We start from the raw sequence: 24,542 nt of genomic DNA on the forward strand, positions 1-24,542 counted from the left end.
CGTGCCTAGCGCAGCGTGTATTTCTTGGCCTTGTTGGCCATCAGCGCCGTGCGGTCCACTTGCGGCACGCCCACGGGGTTGCCGATCTGCGGATATTTCAGGCCATTGGCCAGCGCGACCGATCGCGGCATGTCGAGGCTTTCCCAGATCGCCTTGATCGAGCCCTGGATGGCGGCCGGCGGCTTGGCGGCGATCTGGAGGGCCAGTTCGTGCGCGCGCGCCCACAGCCGGTCGGGCGCGACCACTTCGCTCACGAGGCCGATGGATTTCGCATAATCGGCCGACATGCGCTCGTCATTGCCCAGCAGCACCATGCGCAGCACATCGGCCAGCGGCATCTTGTAGGTCATGCCGATCGGCTCCAGGGCCGAGGTCATGCCATAGGTCACATGCGGGTCGAAGAAGGTGGCATCCTCCGATGCGATGATGATGTCGGCCTCGTTCAGCCAGTAGAAGGCGCCGCCGGCGGCCATGCCATGCACGGCCGCAATCATCGGCTTCCAGCATTTGCGGGACTTGGGGCCGAGAAAGTCGCCCGGGTCCATGCAGTGCCAGATATTGTCGAGATCGACGACCGGCCGGTCGCCGGGCTGCGGCTTCACGTCGGCGCCGGTGCAGAAGGCGCGGCCTGGTGCCGCACGCAGGACGCTCACATGGATGTCGTCGTTCCAGGATACCTCGTGCCAGGCACGCTCGAAATCCTCCATCATCTGCCTGTTGAAGCTGTTCATGGCTTCCGGCCGGTTGAGGGTTATGGTGGCGACATGATCGGCCACGTCGAACAGGATGGTTTCGTAGCTCATGCTTGACTTCGCTCCGGGCCATGTGTGTATGTGCAGTGTAACCTAGTTATATAAGAGGGGCAGTTGATGGCAAGCGCAATCCCTGCGCGTCTGCGACAGGAGATAGAGGAGGCCACCGGCTCTGTCATTGCAACGGAGCGCGCGCGCGGCGGCGGTGGCGCGTCACGGCAGGGCGCCGAGGTTGTTCTGCGCGATTCCGAAGGCCGTGAACAGCATTGCTATCTCGCCTGGGACAGTCGTGCCGGCGATCCTTCGCGAATGCCCTATTTCGAGCGCGAGACGGCGATTCTCGCGGCCCTGTCCGGCCCGCTGGCCGATGCCGGCGTGAAGGTGGCGCCGCTGGTCGCGGCCTTTCCCTCGCACCTCGCCCTTCTCAGCCGCTTCGTATCCGGCAACGACCGTTTCCCCCAGGCCGAGGACAAGCAGGCGCTGGCGCGGGATTTCATCGGCCAGCTTGCGGCCCTTCACCGCGTCGATGCAAGGCACCCGGCGCTTGCACCGCTTGGCGATGCCGGGGTTCCGCCCTCGGTCCGCATCCGCGAGAACATCGCCCGCTGGCAGGCTGGCAATCTGAAGGCCGGCGCGGACCCGATCCTGCAGCTCTGCCTCGCATGGCTCGCCGCCAATGTGCCCGAGGACAGGGGCGGCTCGGTCGTGCTCCACGGCGATGCCGGCCCCGGCAATTTCCTTTATGACGACAAAGGCGTGACAGCGCTTGTCGACTGGGAGCTGACCCACATGGGCGATCCGATGGAGGATCTCGCCCAGATCTGGGTCCGCAGCCTCATCCAGCCCTTCGTGCCGATGGCCGATGTGTTTGCCGCCTATGAGGCTGCAAGCGGCACGCCTGTCGAGCTCGACCGGGTGAAGTTCCACCGTCTCTATTTCCAGCTCAGCTTTTCCGTGCCCAGCGCCGCGACCGCCAGCGCCGAAGGGGCGCGGGTTGGCGCGACGGGCACGGCGCTGATGTTCGGCACCATGCACCGCCGGGTGATGGTCCGCTCCGTTGCCGAGCTTTCGGGAACCCCGGTCACCGATCCGGTCCTGGCCGATTGCGCGCCCGACTGGACCGATCGTTTCTACGAGACCGCGCTCGAGGATCTGAAGACCGACATCGTGCCGGCCGCCGGAAACCAGCGCGCCGCCGCCAAGGCCAAGGAGCTGGCGCGGCTGGTGAAGTTCTGGCGCCGCCGCGCAAGCCATGGCGCGGCCTTCGACGCCGCCGAACTGGCCGAGATCCGCGCGAAGCTTCCCGCTGCCCCTGACACCCTCGCCGGGGCACGGGTGGCGCTGGCCGGGGCCATCGCCTCGGGCGCCATTTCCTTCGGGGACGCGCTGGCGCTGTGCCACAACCGCGTGGTTCGGGAGACCTGGATCATGGCCGACGCGATGGGCGCGCTGGCCACCACCTGGTATGAAGATGTGACGGGCTGACACCATGGATTTCGACCTTTCAGACGAACAGAAGATGCTGGCCGAGCAGGCCCGCGGCCTGCTGGCCGGGCGCACGCCCTTTGATCATCTGCGCAAGCTGATCGACAGCGGCGCCGAATGGGACGAGCCGCTCTGGCGCGAGCTTGCCGCCATGGGTTTCCTTGGCGCGAACATCCCCGAGGCGCATGGCGGACTCGGCCTGTCGGAACTGGACCTGGGCGTGATTTCCCAGGAACTGGGCCGCGCCAATGCCGCCGTTCCCTTCTTTTCCGCCATCGTGCTGGCGGCCGATGCGATCCGGCTTGCCGGAAGCGAGGCGCAGAAGGCCGAATGGCTGCCGCGCCTTGCCAGCGGTGAGGTGGTGGCCTGTTTCGCCAGCGCGGAAGGGCCGGGCCCCGTGCTCGGCAAGGGCGCCAGCCTTTCGGCTGGCCGGCTTTCGGGCTTCAAATCCCCCGTCGCCGATGCCGGCGTCGCCTCCATTGCCGTCGTGCAGGTGGGTGACGGCCTGGCCCTCGTCCGGCTCGACCAGCCCGGCGTGCGCCGTACGAAGCTCGACAGCTTCGACCAGCTCCGCCCGCATTACCGGCTCGATTTCGACAATGCCGTGGCAGAGCCGATGCCGGGCGCCGGCCGCATCGAGACGCTGCTCGACCGGGCGGCGGTGCAGGCCGCGTTCGAGGCCGTGGGCGCCGCCGAGGCCTGCCTGAAGATGGGGCGCGACTATGTGATGGAGCGCCAGATGTTCGGCCGGCCGCTGGCCAGCTACCAGGCGATCAAGCACAAGCTGGCCGATGTCGCCGTGGCGATCGAGCTTGCCAAGTCCAACGCCTATTTCGGCGGCTGGGCGGCTTCGGATTCGCCGGACGACCTGCCGTCTGCCGCCGCGGCCGCGCGCCTCACTGCCATCAAGGCCTTCGAGATGGGCGCGCGCGAGAACCTGCAGGTGCATGGCGGCATCGGCTACACCTTCGAGGCCAATTGCCATTTCTATTACCGGCGCGAACGCGTGCTTGCCGTGAACCTCGGCAACCGCCGCACCTGGGCGGATCGCCTGGTGAACGCCCAGCCGGGCCAGCAAGGGAAAGCAGCCTGACATGGATTTCAAGGACTCTCCGCAGGAAGCCGAATTCCGCGCCCGGGCCAAGGCCTGGCTCGCCGCCAATGCGCCGGCCCATGAACTGCCAGCCGGCGTGAAGATCCCCGATACCGAGGAAGCCGATCGCGGGCGCGCCTGGATGCGGGCGCTCTTCGATGGCGGCTGGGCCGGGCTCACCTTCCCCAAGGCTCTGGGCGGCGGTGGTCTTACCGGAATCGAAGCGGTGATCTTCGCCGAGGAAGAGGGCAGATACCGCCTGCCCAAGGGGCCATTCACCTCGATCGGCACCGGCATGGCGCTTCCCGTCATCGCGAAGCATGGAACGGATGCGCAGCGGGCCCGGTTCATCGAGCCGACGCTGAAGGGCGACATCACCTGGTGCCAGCTCTTCTCCGAACCGGCCGCAGGCTCCGACCTTGCCGCGCTGCGGACGCGCGCCGTTCGCGCCGATGACGGCTCGGGCGACTGGCTCGTCAATGGCCAGAAGGTCTGGTCGAGCTGGGCGCACCTGACGGACTGGGGCATCCTCGTCGTCCGTACCGACCCGGGCGTGCCCAAGCACAAGGGACTGACCTTCTTCCTCGTCGACATGAAGACGCCGGGAATCGAGACGAGGCCGATCCGCCAGATCTCGGGCATGAGCGAATTCAACGAGACCTTCCTCACCGATGTCCGCATTCCCGATGCCAACCGCATCGGCGCCATCGGCGAAGGCTGGGCCTGCTGCATGACGGTGCTGATGGGCGAACGCCTCGGCTCCGGCGCGCACCGCAGCGGGGTCGAGCCGCTGCTGGCGCTTGCCGGCGAAACCCCGGGTGACCATGGCGGCACCATGCTGGACGACAGCGCCATCCGCCAGCAGCTGGCCGAGGCGCTGGCCGAGGAACAGGGCGAACGCTTCTTCCAGGCCCGGCTGCGCACCATGGTGTCCAAGGGCGAGAACCCGGGCGCCCTCGCGGCGATGATCAAGCTTGCCTATGCCGGGCGGCAGCAGCGCGTGCTGGGCCTGGGCATGGAATTGCGCGGCCCGGATTCGATCGCCGCCGACCCGTCCGACAGGGTCACGCCGGACCTGCAATATGACTATATCTATTCGACCGTGATGCGGATCGCGGGCGGTGCGGATGAAGTGCTGCGCAACCAGATTGCAGAGCGCGTCCTCGGCATGCCGGGCGAAGTCCGCATGGACAAGGACATCCCCTTCGAGCAGCTGCGCTAGGGCGCTGCAGCGCAAACAGGAAAGGGAGGCGACGCCGATCGTCGCCTCCCTTTTTTCATGTCCGGGGCGCGCCCTGATTCAGATGGCCTGATTCAGATGGTCTGATTCAGGCGGTCTTGCGGCTGGCCGCGCGCTTGGCGTCCGCTGCCTGCTGCAGCACGGGCTTCAGTTCCTTCTTCAGGATCTTGCCATTGGGGTTCAGCGGCATGTCGTCCAGCACCAGAAGCGTGCGCGGCACCTTGTTGTCGGCCAGGTGCTGGCGGCAGAAGGCGAGGATCTCTTCGGCATTGGCCTGCTGGCCCGGCCGCAGCGTTACGGCGGCGGCGATATCCTCGCCCAGCACCTCGTGATCCACACCGACGACAGCCGCCTGCTGCACCGACGGGTGCAGGTGAAGGACCGTTTCGATTTCCAGCGGCGTGATGTTGTAGCCGCCGCGGATGATCAGTTCCTTCGAGCGGCCGGCGAGGATGAGGTCGCCATCCGCGTCGACATAGCCGAGGTCGCCGGTTTTGGTCCATCCGCCGATGAAGCTCGCCTCGGTCGCCTCCGGGTCGTTCCAGTAGCGGCGCGGGTGCTTCTGCCAGCCATAGATTTCGCCGACGACGCCCGGTTCCGTGATGACGGTGCCGGTCTCGTCGCGGATCTGCATGTTGGGCGGCAGCTTGCCGACGCAGCCGGGCTTCAGCACCTGTTCGCGGCTGCTGGTGCCGACCCCCACGCCACCTTCCGACATGCCGTAGCTGTTGCGGATCCTGACATGGGGCCAGAGTTCCATCGCGCGCTTCACCGAATCGAGCGGCAGCGGCGCCGTGCCCGTCATCAGATATTTCACGCCTTCGAAATCATGGTTCGCCACATCCGGGTGATCGAGGATCAGCCGCAGCATGGACGGCACGAGGTAGACGAGATCGGGCTTCTTTTCCTTCACCAGCTCAAGGAACCCCCTGGGGTCGAACTTCGGCTGGGTGATGGCGGTTGCGCCGCCGCGGGCCGGCAGCATGACAATGCCGAGGTTCCCGCCTGAGCCGGTGAGCGGCAGGGCGCTGAGGGTGGAGCGCGAGCGGTCGAGGTTGGTGCCCGTCACGCCGCGAACGAGATCGGGGTGGGTCACGACCACGCCCTTGATCTTGCCGGTGGTGCCGCTGGTGCCGAGGATTTCGGCATCGGCCTCGGGGTCGAGGCTGTCCTGGTCGGGCAGGGCCGCGATATCGCGCGGCATGGCATCGACCCTCCAGTTGCCATCGAGCTTCAGGTCCTTCACCACATCGGGCACATCGGTGATGCACCAGCGCGGGGTGGTCAGCGCGGCGAAATCCGTGATTTCCTTGGGGCTCAGGCGGGTGTTGATCGGGCAGGCGATGCCGCCTGCGCGAAACACGGCGAAGACGGCGATGGCCATTTCCACGCCATGGGCATTGCTGATCGGCAGGAACACCCGGTCGCCGGGCTTCAGGCCGGCGGCCGCAAGCCCGCCGCCGATTTCATCGGCCTCGCGGTCCCACTGGGCGTAGGTGATCTGGCGACGTGTGTCGTCGTGGGCAATCTCGTCACGCTGGTGCACGGCGCGCAGCCTCAGCGCATCACTGATCCGCCTCACTTCGGTCATTCTGAAATTCCTTGCCTGATGGAGTAGCTTTTATTACCTAGTTATACAACTCGGATCAAGGAGCATGTGCCGTGGCTGCATCGAAAGACGATATCAAGCAAAGCGAAGAGTGGCAGAAGGCTGTCGCCTATGAAATCCAGGACAGCGACATCGAGCGCCAGCGCAAGCTGATCGGCTACTGGCAGCCAGGCAAGGCCGCCGAATATGTCCAGACGGCATCCGAGGATTCGATCCGCAACTGGGCCTATGGCTGCGGTGACGACAACCCCCTGTTCTGCGACCCCGCCTATGCCCGCAGGACGCGCTGGGGCGGTGTGATCGCGCCGGGCATGATGGTCGGCCAGATCAACAGGCCGATGAAGGGCGACCCGGTTCCCGATGAAGTCAGGGCCCTGCGCAAGAGCCTGTTCAAGGGCATCCACGTCTTCGTCTCCGGCTCGACCTGGAACTTCTACCGCCCCGTGCGCCCGGGCGACACCATCTACAGCTATGGCGGCGACCTTACCTGCGAGGTGAAGAAGTCGGAATTCGCCGGCCGATCGGTGATCATCACCAGCCGCAACGTGAAGGTGAACCAGCGCGCCGAGGTGGTCGCCACCTATGACCTGCTGCGCGTGCTGACCGAGCGCAAGACGGCAGCCAAGAAGGGCAAATATTCCGCCATCGAGCCGGCCACCTACACCGACGCGGAATGGCAGGAGATCGAGAGCATCTACGCCAACGAGGCGGTGCAGGGCCCGCAGAAGCGCTGGTTCGAGGATGTGAAGGAAGGCGACAGCCTCGGCCTGCAGGCCAAGGGCCCGCTGACCGTGACCGACGTGATCTGCTTCCACGCCGGCGGCTATGGTTTCACCCCCTATGCGCCCACGTCCAACCGCCGCGCGCACAAGAACCGCCAGCGCATCCCCGCCTTTTATGTGAAGAACGAGCATGGCATCCCCGATGTCGCGCAGCGGCTGCACTGGGATCCGGTCTGGGCGCAGGCCATCGGCAACCCCATGGCCTATGACTATGGCGTGATGCGCGAAAACTATCTGTGGCAGTATCTGAACGACTGGGCCGGCGACGACGGCGTCATCGTCCATGTCCATGACGAGATCCGCAAGTTCAACTATATGGGCGATGTCCAGCGCGTCACCGGCAAGGTGGTGGGCAAGCGCGTCGAAAACGGGCAGAACCTGGTCGACGTGGCGGTGTCCTTCACCAACCAGCGCGGCGAGGAATCGGTGCGGGCAACCGCCGTCATCGCCCTGCCGGGCAAGGAAAGGCCGCTGCCGCTCTACCCGGAAGTGCCGGCCGATCTGGCCGAGACGGCCGCACGCATGATGGCCCGGCACTGGGAACTTGGCGGGGAATGATCGCAGATGTCCGATGAAGTGATTGTCGAGAACGAGGGTGGTGTCAGGATCATCACCCTCAACAGGCCCGACCGGCTGAACGCGCTGGTCGGCTCCATCATGGCGCCGCTGGCCGATGCCTGCGCCGATGCGGCGCGCGATGCATCCGTCGGCTGCGTGGTGGTCACCGGCGCCGGGCGCGGCTTCTGCGCCGGGGGCGACCTGAAGGCCGGAGACGCGGACAAGTCCGTGACTGTCGCCAACACCGAATCGGGCAGCCGCACCGAGCAGGGCTATGCGCGGCTGCGCGCCTTCATGGAAACGCCGCGCCTGCTGCATGAAATGGGCAAGCCCACCATCGCCATGGTGAACGGTCCCGTGGCGGGCGCCGGAATCGGAATCGCGGGCGCTTGCGACCTGCGCTTCGCCGGCCGCTCTGCCAGCTTCCTCACCGCCTTCGACCGGATCGGCGGCGGCGGAGATTTCGGCTCCACCTGGTTCTGGACCCGCATCGTGGGCACCGGCGTCGCGCGCGAGCTGTTCCTGATGGGCGAAAAGCTGACAGCCGAGGAAGCCTTCGCCAGGGGCCTCTACACCCGCCTGTTCGATGACGCGCAGCTGCGGGACGAGACGCTGAAGGCGGCGCACCGCCTCGCCGATGGCCCGCGCATGGGCTATCGCTACATGAAGCAGAACCTGAACAATGCCGAGGACTGGGCCTTCGAGGCCGCCCTCGATGCGGAAACGCTGAACATGACCCTGTCCACCCAGGCGACCGCCATGATCTGGCGGGAGGCGAACCGGAACAAGGGCTGAGCCCATTTGCCTGACCTTGCGCGCGGGTCGGGGGGCTGGAAACGCCCTCCGGCCCGTATCGCATCGGGCGCCTGCGCCCGCCGGCTCAGCGTGGCGGCACCTGCACCGAAAGATGGCCCGGCGCCACGAAGATGGTCTGGAAGCCGCGTGCATAGACGCCCTGTTCGTCGGCGAAGATGTTGCGCGCCGTGCCATGGCCATTGCCGGCCATGTGCGTTTCGGCATCCAGCAGGAACCAGTCGCCAACAGGCATGCGCAGGAACTGGATGGTGATGTCGAGATTGGCGTAGCTCCATTGGCCGGCATCCGTCGCATTGCCGAAGCCATTGCCGAAATCCGCGAACAGGCAGGCCTTCACGAAGTTGGAGGGCGTTTCCCCGCCGACCACTTCGCCCACGGTCGAAAGCCAGGAAATGCCGCGGCCCGGAATGCCCGGCCCGCCCAGCACACGGCGCAGGGTGATGGCGCCGCCCATGCGCGCGCCGCGCGGCGCATCATGTTCGGGCACGGAATGCGGGGCCGGATAATCATGCGGCACCGGGAACACGGGCGTTTCCAGCCGCCGCACGCGCAGCACATGGGCCTGCGCCACGGGCTTGCCATCGGCCAGCATCGTGATCCGGTGCAGCTTGGTCTGCCGGCCGTCGCGCAGCGCCTCGCGCATCATGTGCAGCGGCTGGTGCGGCACCTTGCCGAAGATGTCGACCTGGAAGCGCGCGATTTCGAAATGGTCGTCGAGTTCCCTGTCTTCCGCGCCGGTCGCCAGCAGGGCGCTCACCGGGCCGCCGGCGATCGCCTTCGGGTCCCATGGGCTGCGGGCAAGGCCGGTGGGCAGGAAAAGCGCGTCCGCGCGCTCGTAATAACGGGGGGGCCACGGGTGTCCGGGCGGCTGGTTCGGCGCTTCGGTCATATGCTTTTTTCTCCCCCTAGATGTTTGACCTAGTGATACAAGTAGGCCATAGGGCCTCGCGGGTGCAAGCACTTCGGCCGGGAGGTTTTGTCAATGGACTTGAGTTACGGATCCGAGGCGGAAAGCTTCCGCAAGGACGTGCGCGCCTTCCTTGGCGAAGCCTGGCGCCCCGAAGAGCGCCGTGGCGACGCGCTCAGGGCCTTTGTTCGTGATTTCCGCCGCGCGGCGACTGATCGGGGCTATCTCTACCGCTCGGTGCCCCGGCGCTATGGCGGCTCGGAACAGCCGGTCGACGTGATTCACGCCCAGGTGATCCGCGAGGAATTCGCCCGCGTCCGTGCGCCGATGGAAGTGCCCGGCCTTGGCGTGACCATGACCGTGCCGACGCTGCTGGAAAAGGGCAGCGACGCCCAGCGCGACCTGTTCATCCGCAAGACGATCGAGGGCGACTATGTCTGGGGTCAGGGCTATTCCGAGCCCGGCTCCGGCAGCGACCTCGCCAGCGTGCGCACGAAAGCCGAACTGTCGGCCGACGGCGCGAAGTGGATCATCAACGGCCAGAAGATCTGGACGAGCATGGGCATGCAGGCGACGCACATGTTCATGCTGGTCCGCACCGAGCCGGACGCGCCCAAGCATGCGGGCATCACCTATCTGCTGCTCGATCTGGACCAGCCCGGCGTGACCCGCCGGCCGATCCGCCAGATGACGGGCGAGCAGGGCGCGCACACCTTCTGCGAATTCTTCTTCGACAATGCCGAAACCCCGGTCGACTGGCAGGTGGGCGGGCGCGGCGAGGGCTGGCAGGTCAGCCGCACGACGCTGAAGCATGAGCGCGCCAGCATCGGTAGCGCCGACAGCCTGGGCGGCCATTTCGCCAAGCTGGTCGATCTTGCCCGCGAGATGGGGCGCATCGGCGACCCGTTGGTGCGCGACCGCCTCGCCGAGATCGAGGGGCGCGTGCTGTCGCACCGCTATTCCAGCTTCCGTCTTTTTTCCTGCGCCGCCGCCGGCGAAGACCCCGGCCAGGTGCAGCTGATGATGAAGCTGCTCGTCACCGAGATCGGCCATGACATCGCCCTGCTGGCGCAGGAGCTGATCGGCGAACAGGGCATGATCGAGCCGGAAGGCGCCGGCGGCCGTGGCCCGCGCGGGCCGCGCGGCCCCAGCAAGTGGCTCGACCAGATCATGGGCAGCCTTGGCAATTCGATCGCCGGCGGCGCCAGCAACATCCAGCGCAACATCATCGGCGAACGCGGCCTCGGCCTGCCGCGCGACCTTGCCCTCGATCTCGATGCGCGCGGAGGGAACTGAGCATGCGCTTCCATCTTTCTTCCGAGCAGGTCGCGATCCAGGATGCGGTGCGCGGCACGCTGGCCGGTTGCTGGGGCATGGAGCGCCTGCACGGTTTTGCCGATGGCGAGGCCGACCATGACCCGGAAAGCTGGCAGGCGCTGATGGCGCTTGGCGTCGGCGGGCTTGCCCTGCCGGAAGCCGAGGGCGGCGCCGGGCTTGGCCTGCTGGAAGCAGCCCTTGTGTGCGAAGTGGCGGGCGAGGCCGCCGCCCCCGGGCCGCTGATCGGCCAGATCATTGCCGCCATCGCCCTGTCGAAGACCGGCAATGCCGATGCCCGGGCGCTGCTGCCCGCTGTCGCCAGTGGTGACAGGCCCGTGGCGCTGGCGCTGGATGGCGATCTCGTTTCCTGCGCGCGCGGCGCGCAGCTGTTCCTGGCCGATGACGGGCAGGGCGGGCTGCGGCTGGTCGAGGCGGGCGAGGGCGTGGACATCGCGCCGCTGCGCTCCACCGACCGCAGCCGCCCGGTTTCCCGCGTGCGCTTTAGCGCCGCCCGCTCGCATGCGCTGTTCGCGGCCGATGATCCCTGGGCGGCGAAGCTGCGCGATGCGGCGCTCGTGCTCGTTGCTGCCGATTCGCTGGGCGGGGCGCAGCATTGCACCGACCTGTCGGTGGATTATGCGAAGACACGCGAACAGTTCGGGCAGCCCATCGGGCGCTTCCAGGGGCTGAAGCACCAGCTTGCCCACATGGCGCTTGATGTGGAGCCGGCGCGCGCGCTTGTCTGGTATGCCGCCTATGCCTGGGATGCGGGCCTGCCGGATGCGCCGCGCGCTGCCGCCATGGCCAAGGCGCATCTGTGCGAAGTCTTTACACGCACCACCCGTGCCGCCATCGCGGCGCATGGCGGTATCGGCTACACATGGGAATATGGCCTGAACTACTGGTTCCGCCGGTCGGTGCACAACCGCGCCTGGCTGGGCAGCCCGGCCAGCCATCGCGCCCGCGCGGCCGGGCTGGCCGGATGGTAGATCAGGATAGATTGGGAGCAAGAGCATGAAACCGGGAACCCGACTGAAAAGTGCCGCCTGCACGACCGAAGTGGTCGTCATCCGCTGTGGCGGCGGGCAGATCGAATGCGGCGGCCAGCCCATGGCCGAGACTGCGGCGGGCGATGGCGTGCCGGCGGCTGGCCTCGATTCCGGCTCGGTGATGGGCAAGCGCTATGTCGATGCGGCCGGCACCGTCGAACTGCTGTGCGTGAAGCCGGGCAAGGGCACGCTCGCCCTCGATGGCGTGGCGCTGCAGCTGAAGGAAGCCAAGCCGCTTCCCGCATCGGACTGATCGCGCGCCATGAACATCGCCCTGCTTCTCGAAATGGCGGCGCAGGCCGCGCCGGATCGTGTCGGTATCGTCTGCGACGGCAAGCGCTGGACCTATGGCGAGTTGGACCAGGCCGCCCGCGGCGCCTGCGAACTGATCCGCGCCAGCGGCGCCACCCATGTCGCGCTGCTCGATGAATCGAGCGAGGCGGCCGTCATTGCGCTGTTCGGCGCGGCGCTGGCGGGCGTGCCCTACTGCCCGCTCAACTACCGCCTCGCCGATGCCGATCTCGGCGCCCTGCTCGGCCGCATCGCCCCGGCGCTTCTGGTGGGCGATTCCGAACGGGCGCAGCGCCTGTCCCCGGATGGCGGGCACACGCTTTATCCGCGCTCGGAATTCACCCTCGCCGCGATCGAGGCCGTGCCCTGCGGCGACTGCGAATATGACTCCGGCGAGGGCGTCGCCATCCAGCTGTTCACCAGCGGCACGACCGCCGCGCCCAAGGCGGCGATCCTCAACCATTCCAACCTCGTGTCCTATATCCTCGGCACGGTGGATTTCGCCTGCGCCGACGAATGCGAGGCGACGCTGGTGTCGGTGCCGCCCTATCACATCGCCGGAATCGCGGCGCTCGCGTCGTCCATCTATGCCCAGCGGCGGATCGTCCTGCTGCCTGCCTTCGCGCCGGAGGACTGGCTGAAGCTGGTGGACGCCGAGAAAGTCAGCAACGCCTTTGTCGTGCCGACCATGCTGGGCCGCATCATCCACGCGATGGACAAGGGCGTGCAGGCCGATGTCGCCTCGCTGAAGGCCATTGCCTATGGCGGCGGCAAGATGCCGCTCGAACTGATCCGCCGGGCGCTGGAGCTGTTCCCGGACACGGGCTTCACCAATGCCTATGGCCTTACCGAAACCAGCTCGACCATCGCGCTTCTGGGGCCTGAGGATCACCGCCGGGCCCATGCCTCGGCCAATCCCGCCGAACAGGCTCGTCTGGCGTCTGTCGGCAAGCCATTGCCGACGATCGAGCTGGAAATCCGCGACGAGGCGGGCCGGGTGCTTCCTGTCGGCGAGGCGGGCGAGATCTATGTGCGCGGCGATCAGGTTTCCGGCCAGTATCGCGAGCGCAGCGCCCTCGACGCCGAGGGCTGGTTCCCCACGCGCGACGCCGGCTATCTCGATTCCGAGGGCTATCTCTTCCTTTCAGGCCGGGCCGATGATGTCATCGTGCGCGGCGGCGAGAATATCTCGCCCGGCGAGATCGAGGATGTTCTCCTGACCCACCCGGCAATCGCGGATGCCGCCGCCGTTGCCGTGCCGTCGCTCGAATGGGGCGAGGCCGTGGGCATTGCCGTGGTGGTGCGCGGCGGCTTCGAGCGGCCCGGCGAGGACGAGCTGAAGGAACTGATCCGAAGCCGCCTGCGGTCCAGCCGCGTGCCGGACAGGATCATCTATGCCGCAACCCTTCCCTATAACGAGATGGGCAAGCTGCTGCGCCGCGCGGTAAAGGCGATGCTGGCCGCCTGAGGGCGCGATCCCGCAACAGCCCGGCCGGGAAGATGTCCGGACAGAGGTCAGGGGAGATATCCGCGATGTTCGACAGGCTGGAACTGCCCCTGATGTGCGCGCCGATGAGCCTTGCCTCGTCGGTGCCGCTTGCAAAGGCATGCTGCGAGGCCGGGGTCATCGGCGGCTGGCAGGGCGGCACCTACACGGATATGCCTGCCTTTCGCGCCTATCTCGACGCCCTGTCCACGCCAAGGCGCGCGCCGGCCATCGTGAACCTGCCGTCGCGGATCGCCACCGAGCCGGCTGGCGCGGAAAAGCTGGAACTGCTGGCCGCGCACCGCGTGCCGCTGGTGCTGTCGAGCATCGGCGACCCCTCGCGCCTTGTCGAGGTCGTCCATGGCTGGGGCGGCCGCATCATCCAGGACGTGACAACCATGCGCCACGCCGAAAAGGCGATCGCGGCCGGCGTCGATGGCCTGATGCTGACCTGCGCCGGCGCGGGCGGGCACACCGGCAACCTCACGCCCATGAGCTTCGTCCCCGCTGTCCGCCGCATCTGGGACGGGCTATTGATCGTGGCCGGGGGCATTGCCGATGCGCATGGCATTGCCGGCGCGCTGGCTCTCGGCGGTGATATCGCCTGCATGGGTACCCGCTTCATCGCGACACCCGAAAGCGGCGTTGCCGAGGCGCACCGCACCATGATCGAGGCGGCCGGCATGGACGCGATCGTCCGCTCGGCGGCGATGAACGGCGTGCCCGCCAACTGGATCCGCCAGTCCGTCGAGGCAGCCGGCCTCGACCCGGCTGCGCTGCCGGACCACCGAATCCCCATGCCCGAAGGCGTCGTGCCCTGGAGGGACATTTACAGCGCCGGGCAGAGCGTCGGCCTGATCGGCGATTGCCAGCCGGTCACGGCGCTGGTGTCAGGCCTGTCGCGGGACTTCGCGGCCCTGATACCCGGTGATGGCTGGCGCCGCCGCCTTGCGGAGATCGGCGCCGGCTGGGGCTGATGCCCCCTCAGCCTGGCCGGCGGGTCGCCATCGGGCGGAAGAGCGAGGCTTGCGATTGCCAGTCGATCCGCACCAGCCGGTGGGCGAAGCGCCAGCCTGACGTTTCGCCAAGGCCGGCATCGCCCGTGCGCACCAGCCGGTCGGTGTAGGTGCCGGCATGGTCCGGCCCGATATCGGTGAAGACGGTGAAATAGCTGCGTGCGGTTGCGGCATCGCCGTCCAGCGTGATGAGCGGATTGGTGATGTGGTGGCGCACGAAGCCGGGCCGCGGGCCGGGGCCGGGGGTGCCGCCGGTCAGCGCAGACAGGATCGCATCCGGGCCAACCGCCCGGTTGCCGGGGAATTCCAGCACGCCGTCCGGCGCGAAGCAGGCGGCAAGCGCTTCGATGCGGCCGCGATCGCCATTGTAGGTGTAGCGCGCCAGCAAGTTGCGGATGGCGTCGCGCGCGGCGGCCGGGTCAGCCATTGAAATACAGCCTGAGGCCCGGTTCGTCCCAGCGGCTCTTCACCAGAAGCCCTTTGGTCGAAAGGGTGATGTAAGCGTCCTGCATGTCCGGCCCGCCGAAGGCGATGTTGGTGACATAGGGGTCATCGAAGGGGGCGTCGAAGGGTCGGAAGCCTGTCTCGCCCGCGGGCGTCACCGTGGTGATCCCGCCCCGGTAGAGCGTGGCGACGCACACATTGCCCGATGCGGTGACGGCAAGGCTGTCGAAGCCGACCGGGCCGGGGGCGGTCGCCACCCAGTCCGGCCGCTGCTCGGCGACCGCGCGGCGGTAGCGGTAGAGGCGCGCCTGATGGGTGTCGGCGACATAGATCGTATCCCCGTCGGGGGAGAGGCCGACACCGTTGCAGGACATGGCGTGTCGGTTGATCGCGCTGATCGAACTGCCATCCGGCAGGCAGGTGAACAGGCCGCTCGCCGTGCGGATTCCATCATGATATTTGCCGAGGTCGGTGAACCAGATGCGGCCGTCGGCATCGAAGACGAGATCGTTCGGGGCTTCCAGCGGGATTCCGTCGCAGCTGTCGTGAAGGCGCTCGAAGCGGCCGGTCGAGAGGTCCACGCGCTCGATCCGGCCCTCGTGGCCGGGGCCGCGCGCATTCTGCAGCTTCGCCGTGTCGAGGCCGCCGCCATTGCACACGTAAAGTGCGCCGTCGGGGCCGATGGCGGCGCCATTCGGCCCGCCGCCGATGGCGCAGACGGTTTCGGTGCGGCCATTCCAGCAGCGGGTTATCCGCCCGCCGGCAAGTTCCACGACAATGACCGAGCCATCGGCCATCACCACCGGGCCTTCGGGGAAGGCCAGACCCTCGGCCACTATCGTCACACCCGATTCCACGCCTTTCATCATGCTCCCTCCCATGCTCTTTCCCAAGCCGTTCTCCCCCCGGCCATGACCAGTCCTGCTATATAACCTGGTTAATTAAGTCTTGACCCGCTTGCAGCCCCTCCGCAAGATGTTTTGCATGCCGGTTCCTGCCCATCATCGCGTCGTCAGGCCGCCCGCCTTCGATGCGCCGCCCTATCCCCGGGACATCTTCGCAGGGCGCACCGTTCTCGTGACGGGAGGCGGTTCGGGCATGGGCCTCGCCATGGCCATGGCCTTTGCGCAAGGGGGCGCGCGGGTGGCGATTGCCGGCCGCACGCTCGAGCGTGCGCAGGCTGGGGTCGAGAAGGTCATGGCGCTCGGTGCTGAGGCCCACGCCATCAGCTGCGATGTGCGCCACCCGGATCAGGTGGAAGCCGCCTTCGACGAGGCCGAGCGGGTGCTGGGGCCGGTGACGCTTCTTGCCAACAATGCCGGCGCGAATTTCCAGGCGCTGGCCGAGAGCATATCCGCAAATGCCTGGAATGCGGTGACCCGAATCGCCATCGATGGCACCTTCCTCTGCTCGGCGGCGTTCGCGCGCCGGCTGATCGCGCGCGGTGAGGGCGGCGCAATCGTCAACAATTCGGCGCAATATATCTGGACCGGCTTTCCAGGCGACGCCCATTCCGCCGCCGCCAAGACGGCGCAGGCGACCATGACGAAGAGGATGGCGCGCGACTGGGCGCCCCATGGCATCCGCGTGAACGCGATCGCCGCTGGTTTCTTCCCGCATGAAACCGCAACCGCCGGCCGCCGCGAAGGCGGGATCGAGCCGCTGCAGAACATGATTCCGGCCGGCCGCACGGGCGACATCCACGAGTTCGGCTGGCTGTCCGCCATGACCTGCACGCCGATGATGGACGGGCTGACCGGGCAGGTGATCCTGCAGGATGGCGGGGAAAGTCTGCGCCACTGGCTGATGATGCCCGATTTCGTGCCGCCACGCGAACGGGCCGAAGGCCCGTGGGGGTGGCGATGAGCAGGGTGGAGATGGGCAGGGTGGCGATGGGCTGGCTCGATGGCAAGGCCGTGCGGATGGTGGGCGAAGCGCCCGCGATCGCCGATGCCCTGCGCGCGCGGGGCGCAAGGCTGGTGGATAGCGGGCCGGCTGATTGCCTTGTGCATGTGGCGCCGCCGCCGCCAGTGAAGCCGGCGCATGAACTGACCCACGCCGAATGGCGCGCGACCCTCGATTCCGGGCTTGACCAGCGCTTTCTTCTGGCCCGCGATTTTGTTGAGGAGAACCGCGCGGCGGGTCGTTTCGGCGCGATCCTGTTCGTCGGCGCGCCGGAGCAGGCGCTGGGCAGCGACCATGCCGCCGCCGCCGGCGGGCTGGGCAATCTGACCAAGACGCTGGGCGTCGAGTGGGCGCGCGACGGCCACAGGGTGAATGCCATATTGACGGTCGAAAGCGGATCGGTCGAAAGCGTGCCGGCGCTTGGCAATCTCGTGGCATATCTGCTGAGCGACTATGCAGCCTATGTGACGGGCGCCGTCATGGGGATCGGGCTGTCCGATGGCTGAGCCGGGCATCCTCGACGGGCAGGTCGCCTTCGTGACGGGCGCCGGCGGTGGTATCGGCCGCGCCATCGCGCTTTCACTCGCCGAAGCAGGGGCAGACATTGCCCTGTTCGACATCTTCCCCGAGCGGGTGGAGGAAGCCTCCGCACGGGTGCGCGAACGCGGGCGGCGGGCGCTGGCCCTGCCCGGCGACGCCATGGAGACCGACGCCCTTCGCGCCGCCATCGCCGCGACGGACAGGGCGTTCGGGCGCATCGACATTCTCGTGAACAATGTGGGTGGTGTTTCCGGCCGGCCCTTCCTCGAACAGTCCGAGCGAAGCTGGCGGCGGCACATCGACATCAACCTCGTCTCGATGCTGGCTGCCACCCATGCGGCCGCCCTGGTCATGATCCGCGGCGGCCGTGGCGGGGCGATCCTGAATGTGGCCTCTATAGAGGCAAGCCGGGCCGCGCCCAATTTCGCCGTCTATGGCGCCTGCAAGGCCGGCATGGTCAGCTTCACCAAATCCATGGCGCTCGAACTTTCGGGCCATGGCATCCGGGTGAACTGCCTTGCGCCCGATCATACGGTGACGCCCGGCAACCAGGGAAACCGCGCCGGTCCGGTCGATCCCGCGCAATGGCGCCAGCGCGATCCGGCCGAGATCGACGCCATGAACCGCCTCGTGCCGCTGGGCCGCGAAGGGGTGGACAGCGAATGCGGCGATGCGGCCGTTTTCCTATGCTCGTCGCAGGCCGGCTACATTACCGGAATCACCCTGCCGGTCGATGGCGGCACGGCGGCGGCTGGCGGCTGGGTGCGCGGGCGCAATGGCCGCTGGACCCTCAACGAAGGACTTTCTTTCGGCGGATGAACCCCTTGGCCATCAACATCAACAATGGCTATGGGAAGTGTGCCGGCTGACGTCTGCCGTGTCGGAAAGCTGCAAGTTCAGGAGTGCGTGATGTTGCTTGGCAAGGATGATCATGGTTCCGCCGTACCGCGCATCCACGTTCCCAAGACGAGCGAGATCGTGGCCGACAAGATCCGCTCCCAGATCGTGCGCGGCGAACTGAACGAGGGGGACACGCTGCCGCCCGAGGGGCAGCTGATGGAGAGCCTCGGCATTTCGCGGCCCACCCTGCGCGAAGCCTTCCGCATTCTTGAAGCCGAGGGCCTGATCAGCGTGGTGCGCGGTTCGCGCACCGGCGCCAAGGTCCACAAGCCCTCGGTCGACCTGGTGTCCCGCTATGCAGGCTATGTGCTGGAATCGCAGGGCACCACCATCGCCGATCTCTATCAGGCAAGGCTCGCCATCGAGCCGAGTGTCGTGCGCTGGCTGGCGACTGACAGGGGCGGCCCCGGCATGAAGGCGCTGCACGCGCTTCTGGCCGAGATGGAGCAGTTGCTGGACGAGCGCCGCCACGACGAGTTCATCGAACTGGTCGAGGTTTTCCACCAGACCCTCGTGGCGGCGACGGGCCTGAAGACCATCACCTTCTTCAGCCGCATGCTGCACAATCTTGCCAGCAAGCATCAGCGGCAATTCCAGCGCCGCTACACCCGCAGCGAGGAATCGCGGCAGAAGAGCCACCGCGTGGGCCTGAAATCCTACCGCAAGCTGGTGAACCTGATTGAAGGCGGGCAGGTGGAGGAAGCCGTCGCGCACTGGCGCCTGCACCTCAGGAACGCAAACACCACCTGGACCAGCGAAGGCGAGGGCGCGCGAATCGTCGATTCGCTCGACGACTGAGCCGCCTCCTCACCGTTTTCCACCCGTCCGAAAAGCCCACCTGCGACCGCTGCACTGCGGTCCGCAGTCCGCAGCCGCACGCCTGTGCCTGCCATCCTGTGCCGCTTTTCCGGTCCTGATCATCAATTCCGCTCACAACCGCCATTCGGGGATTGCCGCGCCTGTCCTGTGCGTATAAATTGACACTTCATCAATTATGCGCCGCGAGGGAGCGGCCAGGCGGGAGACAGGCGATGCGGATGGAAGACATGGTCATCATCAGCGTGGACGATCACGCGATCGAGCCGCCCGAGGCGTTCATCCGTCACTATCCCGAAGGCCGGAAGGATCGCGCGCCCCGCATCATCGACGACAATGGCAAGGATGTCTGGCTGTGGAACGGCGCGCGCATCCCGACCATCGGCCTCAACGCCGTCGTCGGCCGGCCCCGCAGCGAATATGGCATGGAGCCAAGCGCCTTTTCCCAGCTGCGCGAGGGCACCCATGATCCGCTGAAGCGGGTCGATGACATGAACGCCAACGGGCTTCTCGCCTCGCTCAACTTCCCCACCATGCCCGGCTTTGCCGGTGGCGTCTTCGTGGGCATGGCGCAGAAGGATCCGGAAGAAGCGCTGGCCGCCTGCCGCGCCTGGAACGACTGGCATGTGCTGGAATGGTGCGCGGCGGCACCCGGCCGCTTCATTCCCATGTGCCTCGTGCCGGCGTGGGACATGGACGCGACGCTGAAGGAAATGAAGCGGATGAGCGACCTTGGCGTTCATGCCGTGTCCTTCTCCGACAATCCGGCCAACATCGGCCTGCCCAGCATCCACAATGACTATTGGGAGCCCTTCTGGAAGGCCTGTTCCGATTACGGAATGGTCATCAACTGCCACATCGGCACCGGCGCCAGGGCGCTTCATCCGTCGGATGAAAGCCCGATCGACGCCTGGATCACGGCCATGCCGATCTCCATCGCCAATTCGGCCGCCGACTGGACCTTCGCCAGCTTCTGGAAGCGCTACCCGAAGCTGCGCATGGCGCTTTCGGAAGGCGGCATCGGCTGGGTGCCCTATTTCCTCGAACGCGCCGACTTCACCTATGAACATCATCACGAATGGACGTTCAGCGATTTTGGCGGCGAACGCCCGTCCGACGTGTTCAAGCGGCACATCATCTGCTGCTTTATCGACGACCAGTTCGGGGTGAAGAACCTCGACTACATGAACACCGACATGATCGCCTATGAATGCGATTATCCGCATTCCGATACGGTCTGGCCCAATGTGCCGGAATATCTGTGGGCATCGGTGAACGGGCTGGAGCGCGGGACGATCGACAAGATCACCCACCTGAACGCGATGCGCGAATACAGCTTCGACGCCTTCGCGCTGAACGGCGGGCGGGAAAACTGCACCGTCGGCCACCTGCGCGAGCTCGGGAAGCATGTGGACGTGTCGCCCCGCCACAACCTCGGCGGGCTGAAGGTCGACAGCATGGACGCGATCGGCAAGGCGCGCCGGCCGGTGACGTCGGGTGACATCCAGAAAATGTTCGCGTCGGCCTGACGATCATGGGGATGGAAGAATGGCGGGTCGACGTGCCCGCCCCCGCGCATGTGCCGGCCGACCGGGTCGTCGACATCCGCTTCGCCATGGGCCATGTGCCCAATGACCGGCTGGACCCCTATGCCGAAACCGATGCGCTGCGCGCGCCCGGTGTCCCGCGCCTGCTGTTCAGCCCCTATCCCTTCAGCGACAAGACATGCGGCACCTGGTGCGTCTCCCACTATGAGGACATCCGCCGCGTCTATGAGGACAATGCGCATTTCTCGACCGAGGGCGTGGCGCAGTTCCAGGCACTGGCGGGGGAGACATTCCCCTCGATCCCTCTGGGCGTCGACCCGCCCGACCATGGTCGCTACCGCCGCTTCCTGAACAGCCATTTCACCCCGGCCTCGCTCAACCGCATGGAGCCGCAGATCCGCGCCATGGCCGTCGGGATGATCGAGGGCTTCGCTGGCAAGGGCGAAGTGGACATTGCCTTTGATTTCGGCCGGATCTTCCCGGTCCGGGTCTTCCTCGACCTGATGGGCCTGCCCTTTTCCATGTTCGAGCAGTTCCTCGCTTGGGAATATGAAATCCTGCACTCGCGCGACCATGGCCGCATGGCCGATGCGGTGCGCCAGGTCATCGCCTATCTGCGTGGCTTCGTTGCCGAAAAGCAGGCGAACCCCGATGACAGGCTGGGCAGCTACATCGCCAATGGCAGCATCGACGGCACGCCGCTGACCGAAGACGAGATCATGGGCATGACCTGGTTCCTGTGGCTGGGCGGGCTGGACACGGTGGCCTCCACCATCAGCCAGATGTTCCGCCGCATGGCGCTCGATCAGGCTCTGCAGCAGCGCCTGCGCGACGAACCGGATCTGGTGAACAGCGCGGTGGAGGAATTCCTCCGCACCCAGCCGCTGGTCAATTCCTTCCGGCTGGTGAAGAAGGATCTGGACTGGGATGGCGTGACCCTGAAGGCCGGCGACTACATCACCTGCCTCAACAGTGCGGGCAATTTCGATCCCGCCCAGTTCCGCGATCCGCGCACCTTCGATCCGGCGCGGCAGGCCAACCGGCACTACACCTTCGTCGGCGGCGTTCACCTGTGCCTTGGCGCCCATCTCGCCCGGCGGGAACTGCGCATCCTGCTCGATGAATTCCTGAAGCGTGTGCCGACCTTCCGCGTAAAGCCGGGGGCCGATACGCATGTGACGCCGGGCCTGCTTTCCATCCGCAACCTGCCCATCGTCTGGGACGTTCCCGCCACCAACCGAGGAGCCGTGCATGGCCTTCCTGAAGCATCCTGACTGCATCTACATCGGCGGTGAATGGCACCCCGCCGCCACCCGCGAGGCGGTGATCAACCCGGCCGACGAAAGCCTTCTGATCGAAGCCCCGGTGGGCAGCGCGGCGCAGGTGGAAGCGGCCATCGCCGCCGCCCGCCACGCCTTCGACAAGGGCGACTGGCCGCATCTGCCCATGGCCGTGCGGCAGGCGGCGATGACCCGCTTCCTCGATGCGGTCGAGGCGCGCCGCGCCGAAATCATCGACATGATCGTCGCCGAAGCCGGGGCAACCCGGATGCTGGCGGATTTCCTGCAATATGGCATTCCGATGAAGCATGCCCGCCGCACGGTGGAGCTTGCCGCCCGCCCGGCTGTCACGCCGCTGCCTGTCGAGCTGACGCCCAATGCCCGGGGCGGCAAGACATTGGGCACCGGCGTCGTCGTCCGCGAGCCGGTGGGCGTGGTGGCGGCAATCTCGCCCTATAATTTCCCCTTCTTCCTGAATATCGGCAAGGTGGTGCCGGCGCTTCTGGCTGGCTGCACCGTGGTGCTGAAACCGTCGCCCTACACCCCCATGGAGGCGCTGATCCTGGGCGAAATCGCCGATGAAGCGGGCCTGCCCAAGGGCATATTCTCCATCGTCACCGGGGATGTGGAAGCCGGGCAGTTGCTCACCAGCGACCCGCGCGTCGATCTCGTCCACTTCACCGGTTCCGACAAGGTGGGCGCGATGATCCAGGCGCAGGGTGCGCCGACGCTCAAGCGCATCGTGATGGAACTGGGCGGCAAGTCGGCGCTGATCGTCCGCCCCGATGCCGATCTGCAGGCGGCCGCCATGTCGGGCCTTGGCGGCTTCACCACCCATTGCGGCCAGGGCTGTGCGCTCACCACCCGCATGCTGGTCCATAATTCCATCCGTCCGCAGTTCGTCGAGGCGCTGCGCGCCATGCTGGCGCATGTGAAGATCGGCAACCCGGCCGATCCGTCGGTCGGCTATGGGCCGCTGATTCGCGAGGCGGCCCGCCGGCGGACGGAAGAGTATGTCGCCATCGCACAGGGTGAAGGCGCGCGGCTGGTGGCGGGCGGTCGCCGGCCCGAAGGCCTGGACCGCGGCTTCTATTACAAGCCGACGCTGTTCGACGATGTCCGCAACGACAGCCGGCTGGCGCAGGAAGAGGTGTTCGGCCCCATTGGCGCGGTGATTGGCTATGACGACGACGAGGAAGCGATCGCGCTGGCCAATGCCAGCGATTTCGGCCTTTCGGGCGCCATCTGGTCGGCCGATGCGGGGCGGGCCTATGAAATGGCCTTGCGCATCCGCACCGGCGGCGTCGCCATCAATGGCGGGGCCGGCACCATGCTTTCGGATGCGCCCTTCGGCGGCATCAAGCGTTCGGGCTATGGCCGCGAATATGGCGAGGAAGGCCTCAATGAATTCACCTACCAGAAGGTGATCAGTTTCCATGCAGCTTGAGGGAGAAATGGCATGACCCATGTGATGAAGGGCGTGCGCATGCTCGAAGTTGCGCAATTCACCTTCGTGCCGGCCGCCGGCGCGGTGCTGACCGACTGGGGCGCCGATGTGATCAAGATCGAGCACCCGGTGCGCGGCGATGCGCAGCGCGGCATCAAGGAATTGCAGCGGCTTGCCATCAACCCGCAGCGCTCATCGCTGATGCAGCACCCCAATCGCGGCAAGCGCAGCGTCGGCATCGACATCTCGACGCCCGAGGGCCAGGCGCTGATCTACGAGATCGCAAAGACCTGCGATGTCTTCCTGACCAACTATCTGCCATCCGCCCGGCAGAAGCTGAAGATCGACCTGGAGCATATCCGCGCCGTCAACCCGGACATCATCTATGTCCGTGGTTCGGCCTTCGGGGAAAAGGGGCCGGAACGCGACAAGGGCGGCTTTGATTCCACGGCCTATTGGGCGCGCGGCGGCTCGGCGCTGCTGGTGACGCCGAAGGAACTGGAAGGGCCGCTGACCCAGCCGGGGCCGGCCTATGGCGACACCATCGGCGGCATGAACATCGCCGGGGGCATCGCCGCAGCCCTCTTCCACCGCGAGCGCACGGGCGAAGCGACGGAGGTTGATGTCTCGCTCCTGTCTTCGGGCATCTGGGCGACGGCGTGCAGCATCGACGTGTGCATGGAGCTGAAGGCCAACCCCTTTTCCAACCCGCTGCCGGGCCAGAATGTGGTGGGCACCAATCCCTTCATGGGCGTGTTCCGCACCAGCGATGGCGGCTTCATCAACCTGACGGTGCTGTCGCCTGCCCCGCTGATTGCCGACACCTTCGCCCATCTCGACATTCCCGGATGCGCCGACGATCCGCGCTTCTCGACCATCGAGAGCCTGTGGGAACATTCGCTCGAAGCCTTCCTCGAGGTGAAGAAGGCGATTGCGGCGAAACCCTTTTCCTACTGGGTGCAGCGGCTGAAGACGATGAAGGGCCAGTGGGCGGCCTATCAGTCCCCGGCCGACATCGAGAATGACGAGCAGGTGCAGGCCAATGGCTGGATCTTCGAAGTGGAAAGCGCCGATGGCGGCCCGCCGATCAAGCTGGTCTCGAACCCGGTGCAGTTCAACAGGCAGCCCGTTTCCAACAGCCGCGCGCCCGAGGCGTCCGAGCATACGGAGATGTTCCTGATGGAACTGGGCCTCGACTGGGACCGGATCGAGGCGCTGAAGGCCAAGGGGGCCATTGCCTGACGCCCGCGATTGGCCGATGA

At 66.7% G+C, this 24,542-nt stretch carries 23 protein-coding genes; 18 read left to right on the forward strand and 5 right to left on the reverse strand.

Annotation, left to right across the window (positions count from 1 at the left end; translation table 11 throughout):
* Positions 1-5: 5 nt before the first annotated feature.
* Positions 6-803, reverse strand: coding sequence for an enoyl-CoA hydratase/isomerase family protein (locus ACUJ46_RS00440; RefSeq protein WP_445388487.1), 798 nt, complete (start codon positions 801-803; stop codon positions 6-8).
* Positions 804-869: 66 nt separating this feature from the next.
* On the opposite strand from ACUJ46_RS00440, the gene ACUJ46_RS00445 reads away from it, so the two are divergent.
* The 3 genes from ACUJ46_RS00445 to ACUJ46_RS00455 are packed head-to-tail and all read left to right on the forward strand — an operon-like array spanning position 870 to position 4,552.
* Positions 870-2,237, forward strand: coding sequence for a phosphotransferase family protein (locus tag ACUJ46_RS00445; protein WP_445388488.1), 1,368 nt, complete (start codon positions 870-872; stop codon positions 2,235-2,237).
* 4 nt (positions 2,238-2,241) lie between these two features.
* Complete coding sequence (locus tag ACUJ46_RS00450) at positions 2,242-3,330, forward strand: acyl-CoA dehydrogenase family protein (protein WP_445388489.1); 1,089 nt, start codon at positions 2,242-2,244, stop codon at positions 3,328-3,330.
* Between the two features lies 1 nt (position 3,331).
* The gene (locus tag ACUJ46_RS00455) at positions 3,332-4,552 is read left to right on the forward strand and encodes an acyl-CoA dehydrogenase family protein (RefSeq protein ID WP_445388490.1); all 1,221 of its coding nucleotides are present in this window, start codon (positions 3,332-3,334) and stop codon (positions 4,550-4,552) included.
* A gap of 106 nt (positions 4,553-4,658) precedes the next feature.
* Here ACUJ46_RS00455 and ACUJ46_RS00460 read toward each other — a convergent pair whose 3' ends face one another.
* Positions 4,659-6,161: a class I adenylate-forming enzyme family protein gene (locus ACUJ46_RS00460; RefSeq protein WP_445388491.1), complete on the reverse strand. Its 1,503-nt coding sequence runs from the start codon at positions 6,159-6,161 to the stop codon at positions 4,659-4,661.
* Between the two features lie 71 nt (positions 6,162-6,232).
* On the opposite strand from ACUJ46_RS00460, the gene ACUJ46_RS00465 reads away from it, so the two are divergent.
* The gene (locus tag ACUJ46_RS00465; protein ID WP_445388492.1) at positions 6,233-7,519 is read left to right on the forward strand and encodes an FAS1-like dehydratase domain-containing protein; all 1,287 of its coding nucleotides are present in this window, start codon (positions 6,233-6,235) and stop codon (positions 7,517-7,519) included.
* 6 nt (positions 7,520-7,525) lie between these two features.
* On the forward strand, positions 7,526-8,314 hold the full coding sequence (locus ACUJ46_RS00470; protein ID WP_445388493.1) for an enoyl-CoA hydratase-related protein: 789 nt from the start codon (positions 7,526-7,528) through the stop codon (positions 8,312-8,314).
* Positions 8,315-8,399: 85 nt separating this feature from the next.
* On the opposite strand, the gene ACUJ46_RS00475 is transcribed toward ACUJ46_RS00470, so the two are convergent.
* The gene (locus tag ACUJ46_RS00475; protein ID WP_445388494.1) at positions 8,400-9,224 is read right to left on the reverse strand and encodes a thioesterase family protein; all 825 of its coding nucleotides are present in this window, start codon (positions 9,222-9,224) and stop codon (positions 8,400-8,402) included.
* Positions 9,225-9,317: 93 nt separating this feature from the next.
* Here ACUJ46_RS00475 and ACUJ46_RS00480 point away from each other — a divergent pair, with 93 nt between their 5' ends.
* The 5 genes from ACUJ46_RS00480 to ACUJ46_RS00500 all read left to right on the forward strand — a co-directional run bounded on the left by ACUJ46_RS00480 (position 9,318) and on the right by ACUJ46_RS00500 (position 14,362).
* Complete coding sequence (locus tag ACUJ46_RS00480) at positions 9,318-10,538, forward strand: acyl-CoA dehydrogenase family protein (RefSeq protein ID WP_445388495.1); 1,221 nt, start codon at positions 9,318-9,320, stop codon at positions 10,536-10,538.
* Between the two features lie 2 nt (positions 10,539-10,540).
* Positions 10,541-11,548 carry an acyl-CoA dehydrogenase family protein gene (locus tag ACUJ46_RS00485; RefSeq protein WP_445388496.1) on the forward strand — a complete coding sequence of 336 codons (1,008 nt, stop codon included), beginning with the start codon at positions 10,541-10,543 and terminating at the stop codon, positions 11,546-11,548.
* 25 nt (positions 11,549-11,573) lie between these two features.
* Positions 11,574-11,861 carry a hypothetical protein gene (locus ACUJ46_RS00490; protein WP_445388497.1) on the forward strand — a complete coding sequence of 96 codons (288 nt, stop codon included), beginning with the start codon at positions 11,574-11,576 and terminating at the stop codon, positions 11,859-11,861.
* Between the two features lie 9 nt (positions 11,862-11,870).
* The gene (locus ACUJ46_RS00495; RefSeq protein ID WP_445388498.1) at positions 11,871-13,367 is read left to right on the forward strand and encodes a class I adenylate-forming enzyme family protein; all 1,497 of its coding nucleotides are present in this window, start codon (positions 11,871-11,873) and stop codon (positions 13,365-13,367) included.
* A gap of 65 nt (positions 13,368-13,432) precedes the next feature.
* Positions 13,433-14,362, forward strand: coding sequence for an NAD(P)H-dependent flavin oxidoreductase (locus tag ACUJ46_RS00500; RefSeq protein ID WP_445388499.1), 930 nt, complete (start codon positions 13,433-13,435; stop codon positions 14,360-14,362).
* 7 nt (positions 14,363-14,369) lie between these two features.
* Here ACUJ46_RS00500 and ACUJ46_RS00505 read toward each other — a convergent pair whose 3' ends face one another.
* Entirely contained in the window at positions 14,370-14,828 is a 459-nt protein-coding gene (locus ACUJ46_RS00505) for a nuclear transport factor 2 family protein (protein WP_445388500.1), read from the reverse strand.
* On the reverse strand, positions 14,821-15,714 hold the full coding sequence (locus ACUJ46_RS00510) for an SMP-30/gluconolactonase/LRE family protein (protein WP_445388501.1): 894 nt from the start codon (positions 15,712-15,714) through the stop codon (positions 14,821-14,823). Before ACUJ46_RS00510 ends, ACUJ46_RS00505 begins: the two co-directional genes overlap by 8 nt.
* 115 nt (positions 15,715-15,829) lie before the next feature.
* On the opposite strand from ACUJ46_RS00510, the gene ACUJ46_RS00515 reads away from it, so the two are divergent.
* From ACUJ46_RS00515 to ACUJ46_RS00550, 8 genes are all read left to right on the forward strand, one after another.
* Positions 15,830-16,711, forward strand: a complete 882-nt coding sequence (locus tag ACUJ46_RS00515) for an SDR family NAD(P)-dependent oxidoreductase (protein ID WP_445388502.1) — start codon at positions 15,830-15,832, stop codon at positions 16,709-16,711.
* A complete protein-coding gene (locus ACUJ46_RS00520) occupies positions 16,708-17,256 on the forward strand; it encodes an SDR family oxidoreductase (protein WP_445388503.1) in 549 nt (182 codons plus the stop codon). Before ACUJ46_RS00515 ends, ACUJ46_RS00520 begins: the two co-directional genes overlap by 4 nt.
* Complete coding sequence (locus ACUJ46_RS00525) at positions 17,249-18,109, forward strand: SDR family NAD(P)-dependent oxidoreductase (RefSeq protein ID WP_445388504.1); 861 nt, start codon at positions 17,249-17,251, stop codon at positions 18,107-18,109. The genes ACUJ46_RS00520 and ACUJ46_RS00525 overlap by 8 nt, the downstream gene beginning before the upstream one ends.
* Positions 18,110-18,199: 90 nt before the next feature.
* Positions 18,200-18,988, forward strand: a complete 789-nt coding sequence (locus ACUJ46_RS00530) for a FadR/GntR family transcriptional regulator (RefSeq protein ID WP_445388505.1) — start codon at positions 18,200-18,202, stop codon at positions 18,986-18,988.
* A gap of 233 nt (positions 18,989-19,221) precedes the next feature.
* Positions 19,222-20,535: an amidohydrolase family protein gene (locus ACUJ46_RS00535; RefSeq protein WP_445388506.1), complete on the forward strand. Its 1,314-nt coding sequence runs from the start codon at positions 19,222-19,224 to the stop codon at positions 20,533-20,535.
* Between the two features lie 5 nt (positions 20,536-20,540).
* Entirely contained in the window at positions 20,541-21,827 is a 1,287-nt protein-coding gene (locus tag ACUJ46_RS00540) for a cytochrome P450 (protein ID WP_445388507.1), read from the forward strand.
* A complete protein-coding gene (locus ACUJ46_RS00545; protein ID WP_445388508.1) occupies positions 21,805-23,280 on the forward strand; it encodes an aldehyde dehydrogenase family protein in 1,476 nt (491 codons plus the stop codon). The genes ACUJ46_RS00540 and ACUJ46_RS00545 overlap by 23 nt, the downstream gene beginning before the upstream one ends.
* Before the next feature lie 12 nt (positions 23,281-23,292).
* A complete protein-coding gene (locus ACUJ46_RS00550) occupies positions 23,293-24,522 on the forward strand; it encodes a CaiB/BaiF CoA transferase family protein (RefSeq protein WP_445388509.1) in 1,230 nt (409 codons plus the stop codon).
* Positions 24,523-24,542 lie beyond the last annotated feature (20 nt).

This window comes from Sandaracinobacteroides sp. A072 (genome assembly GCF_052616365.1).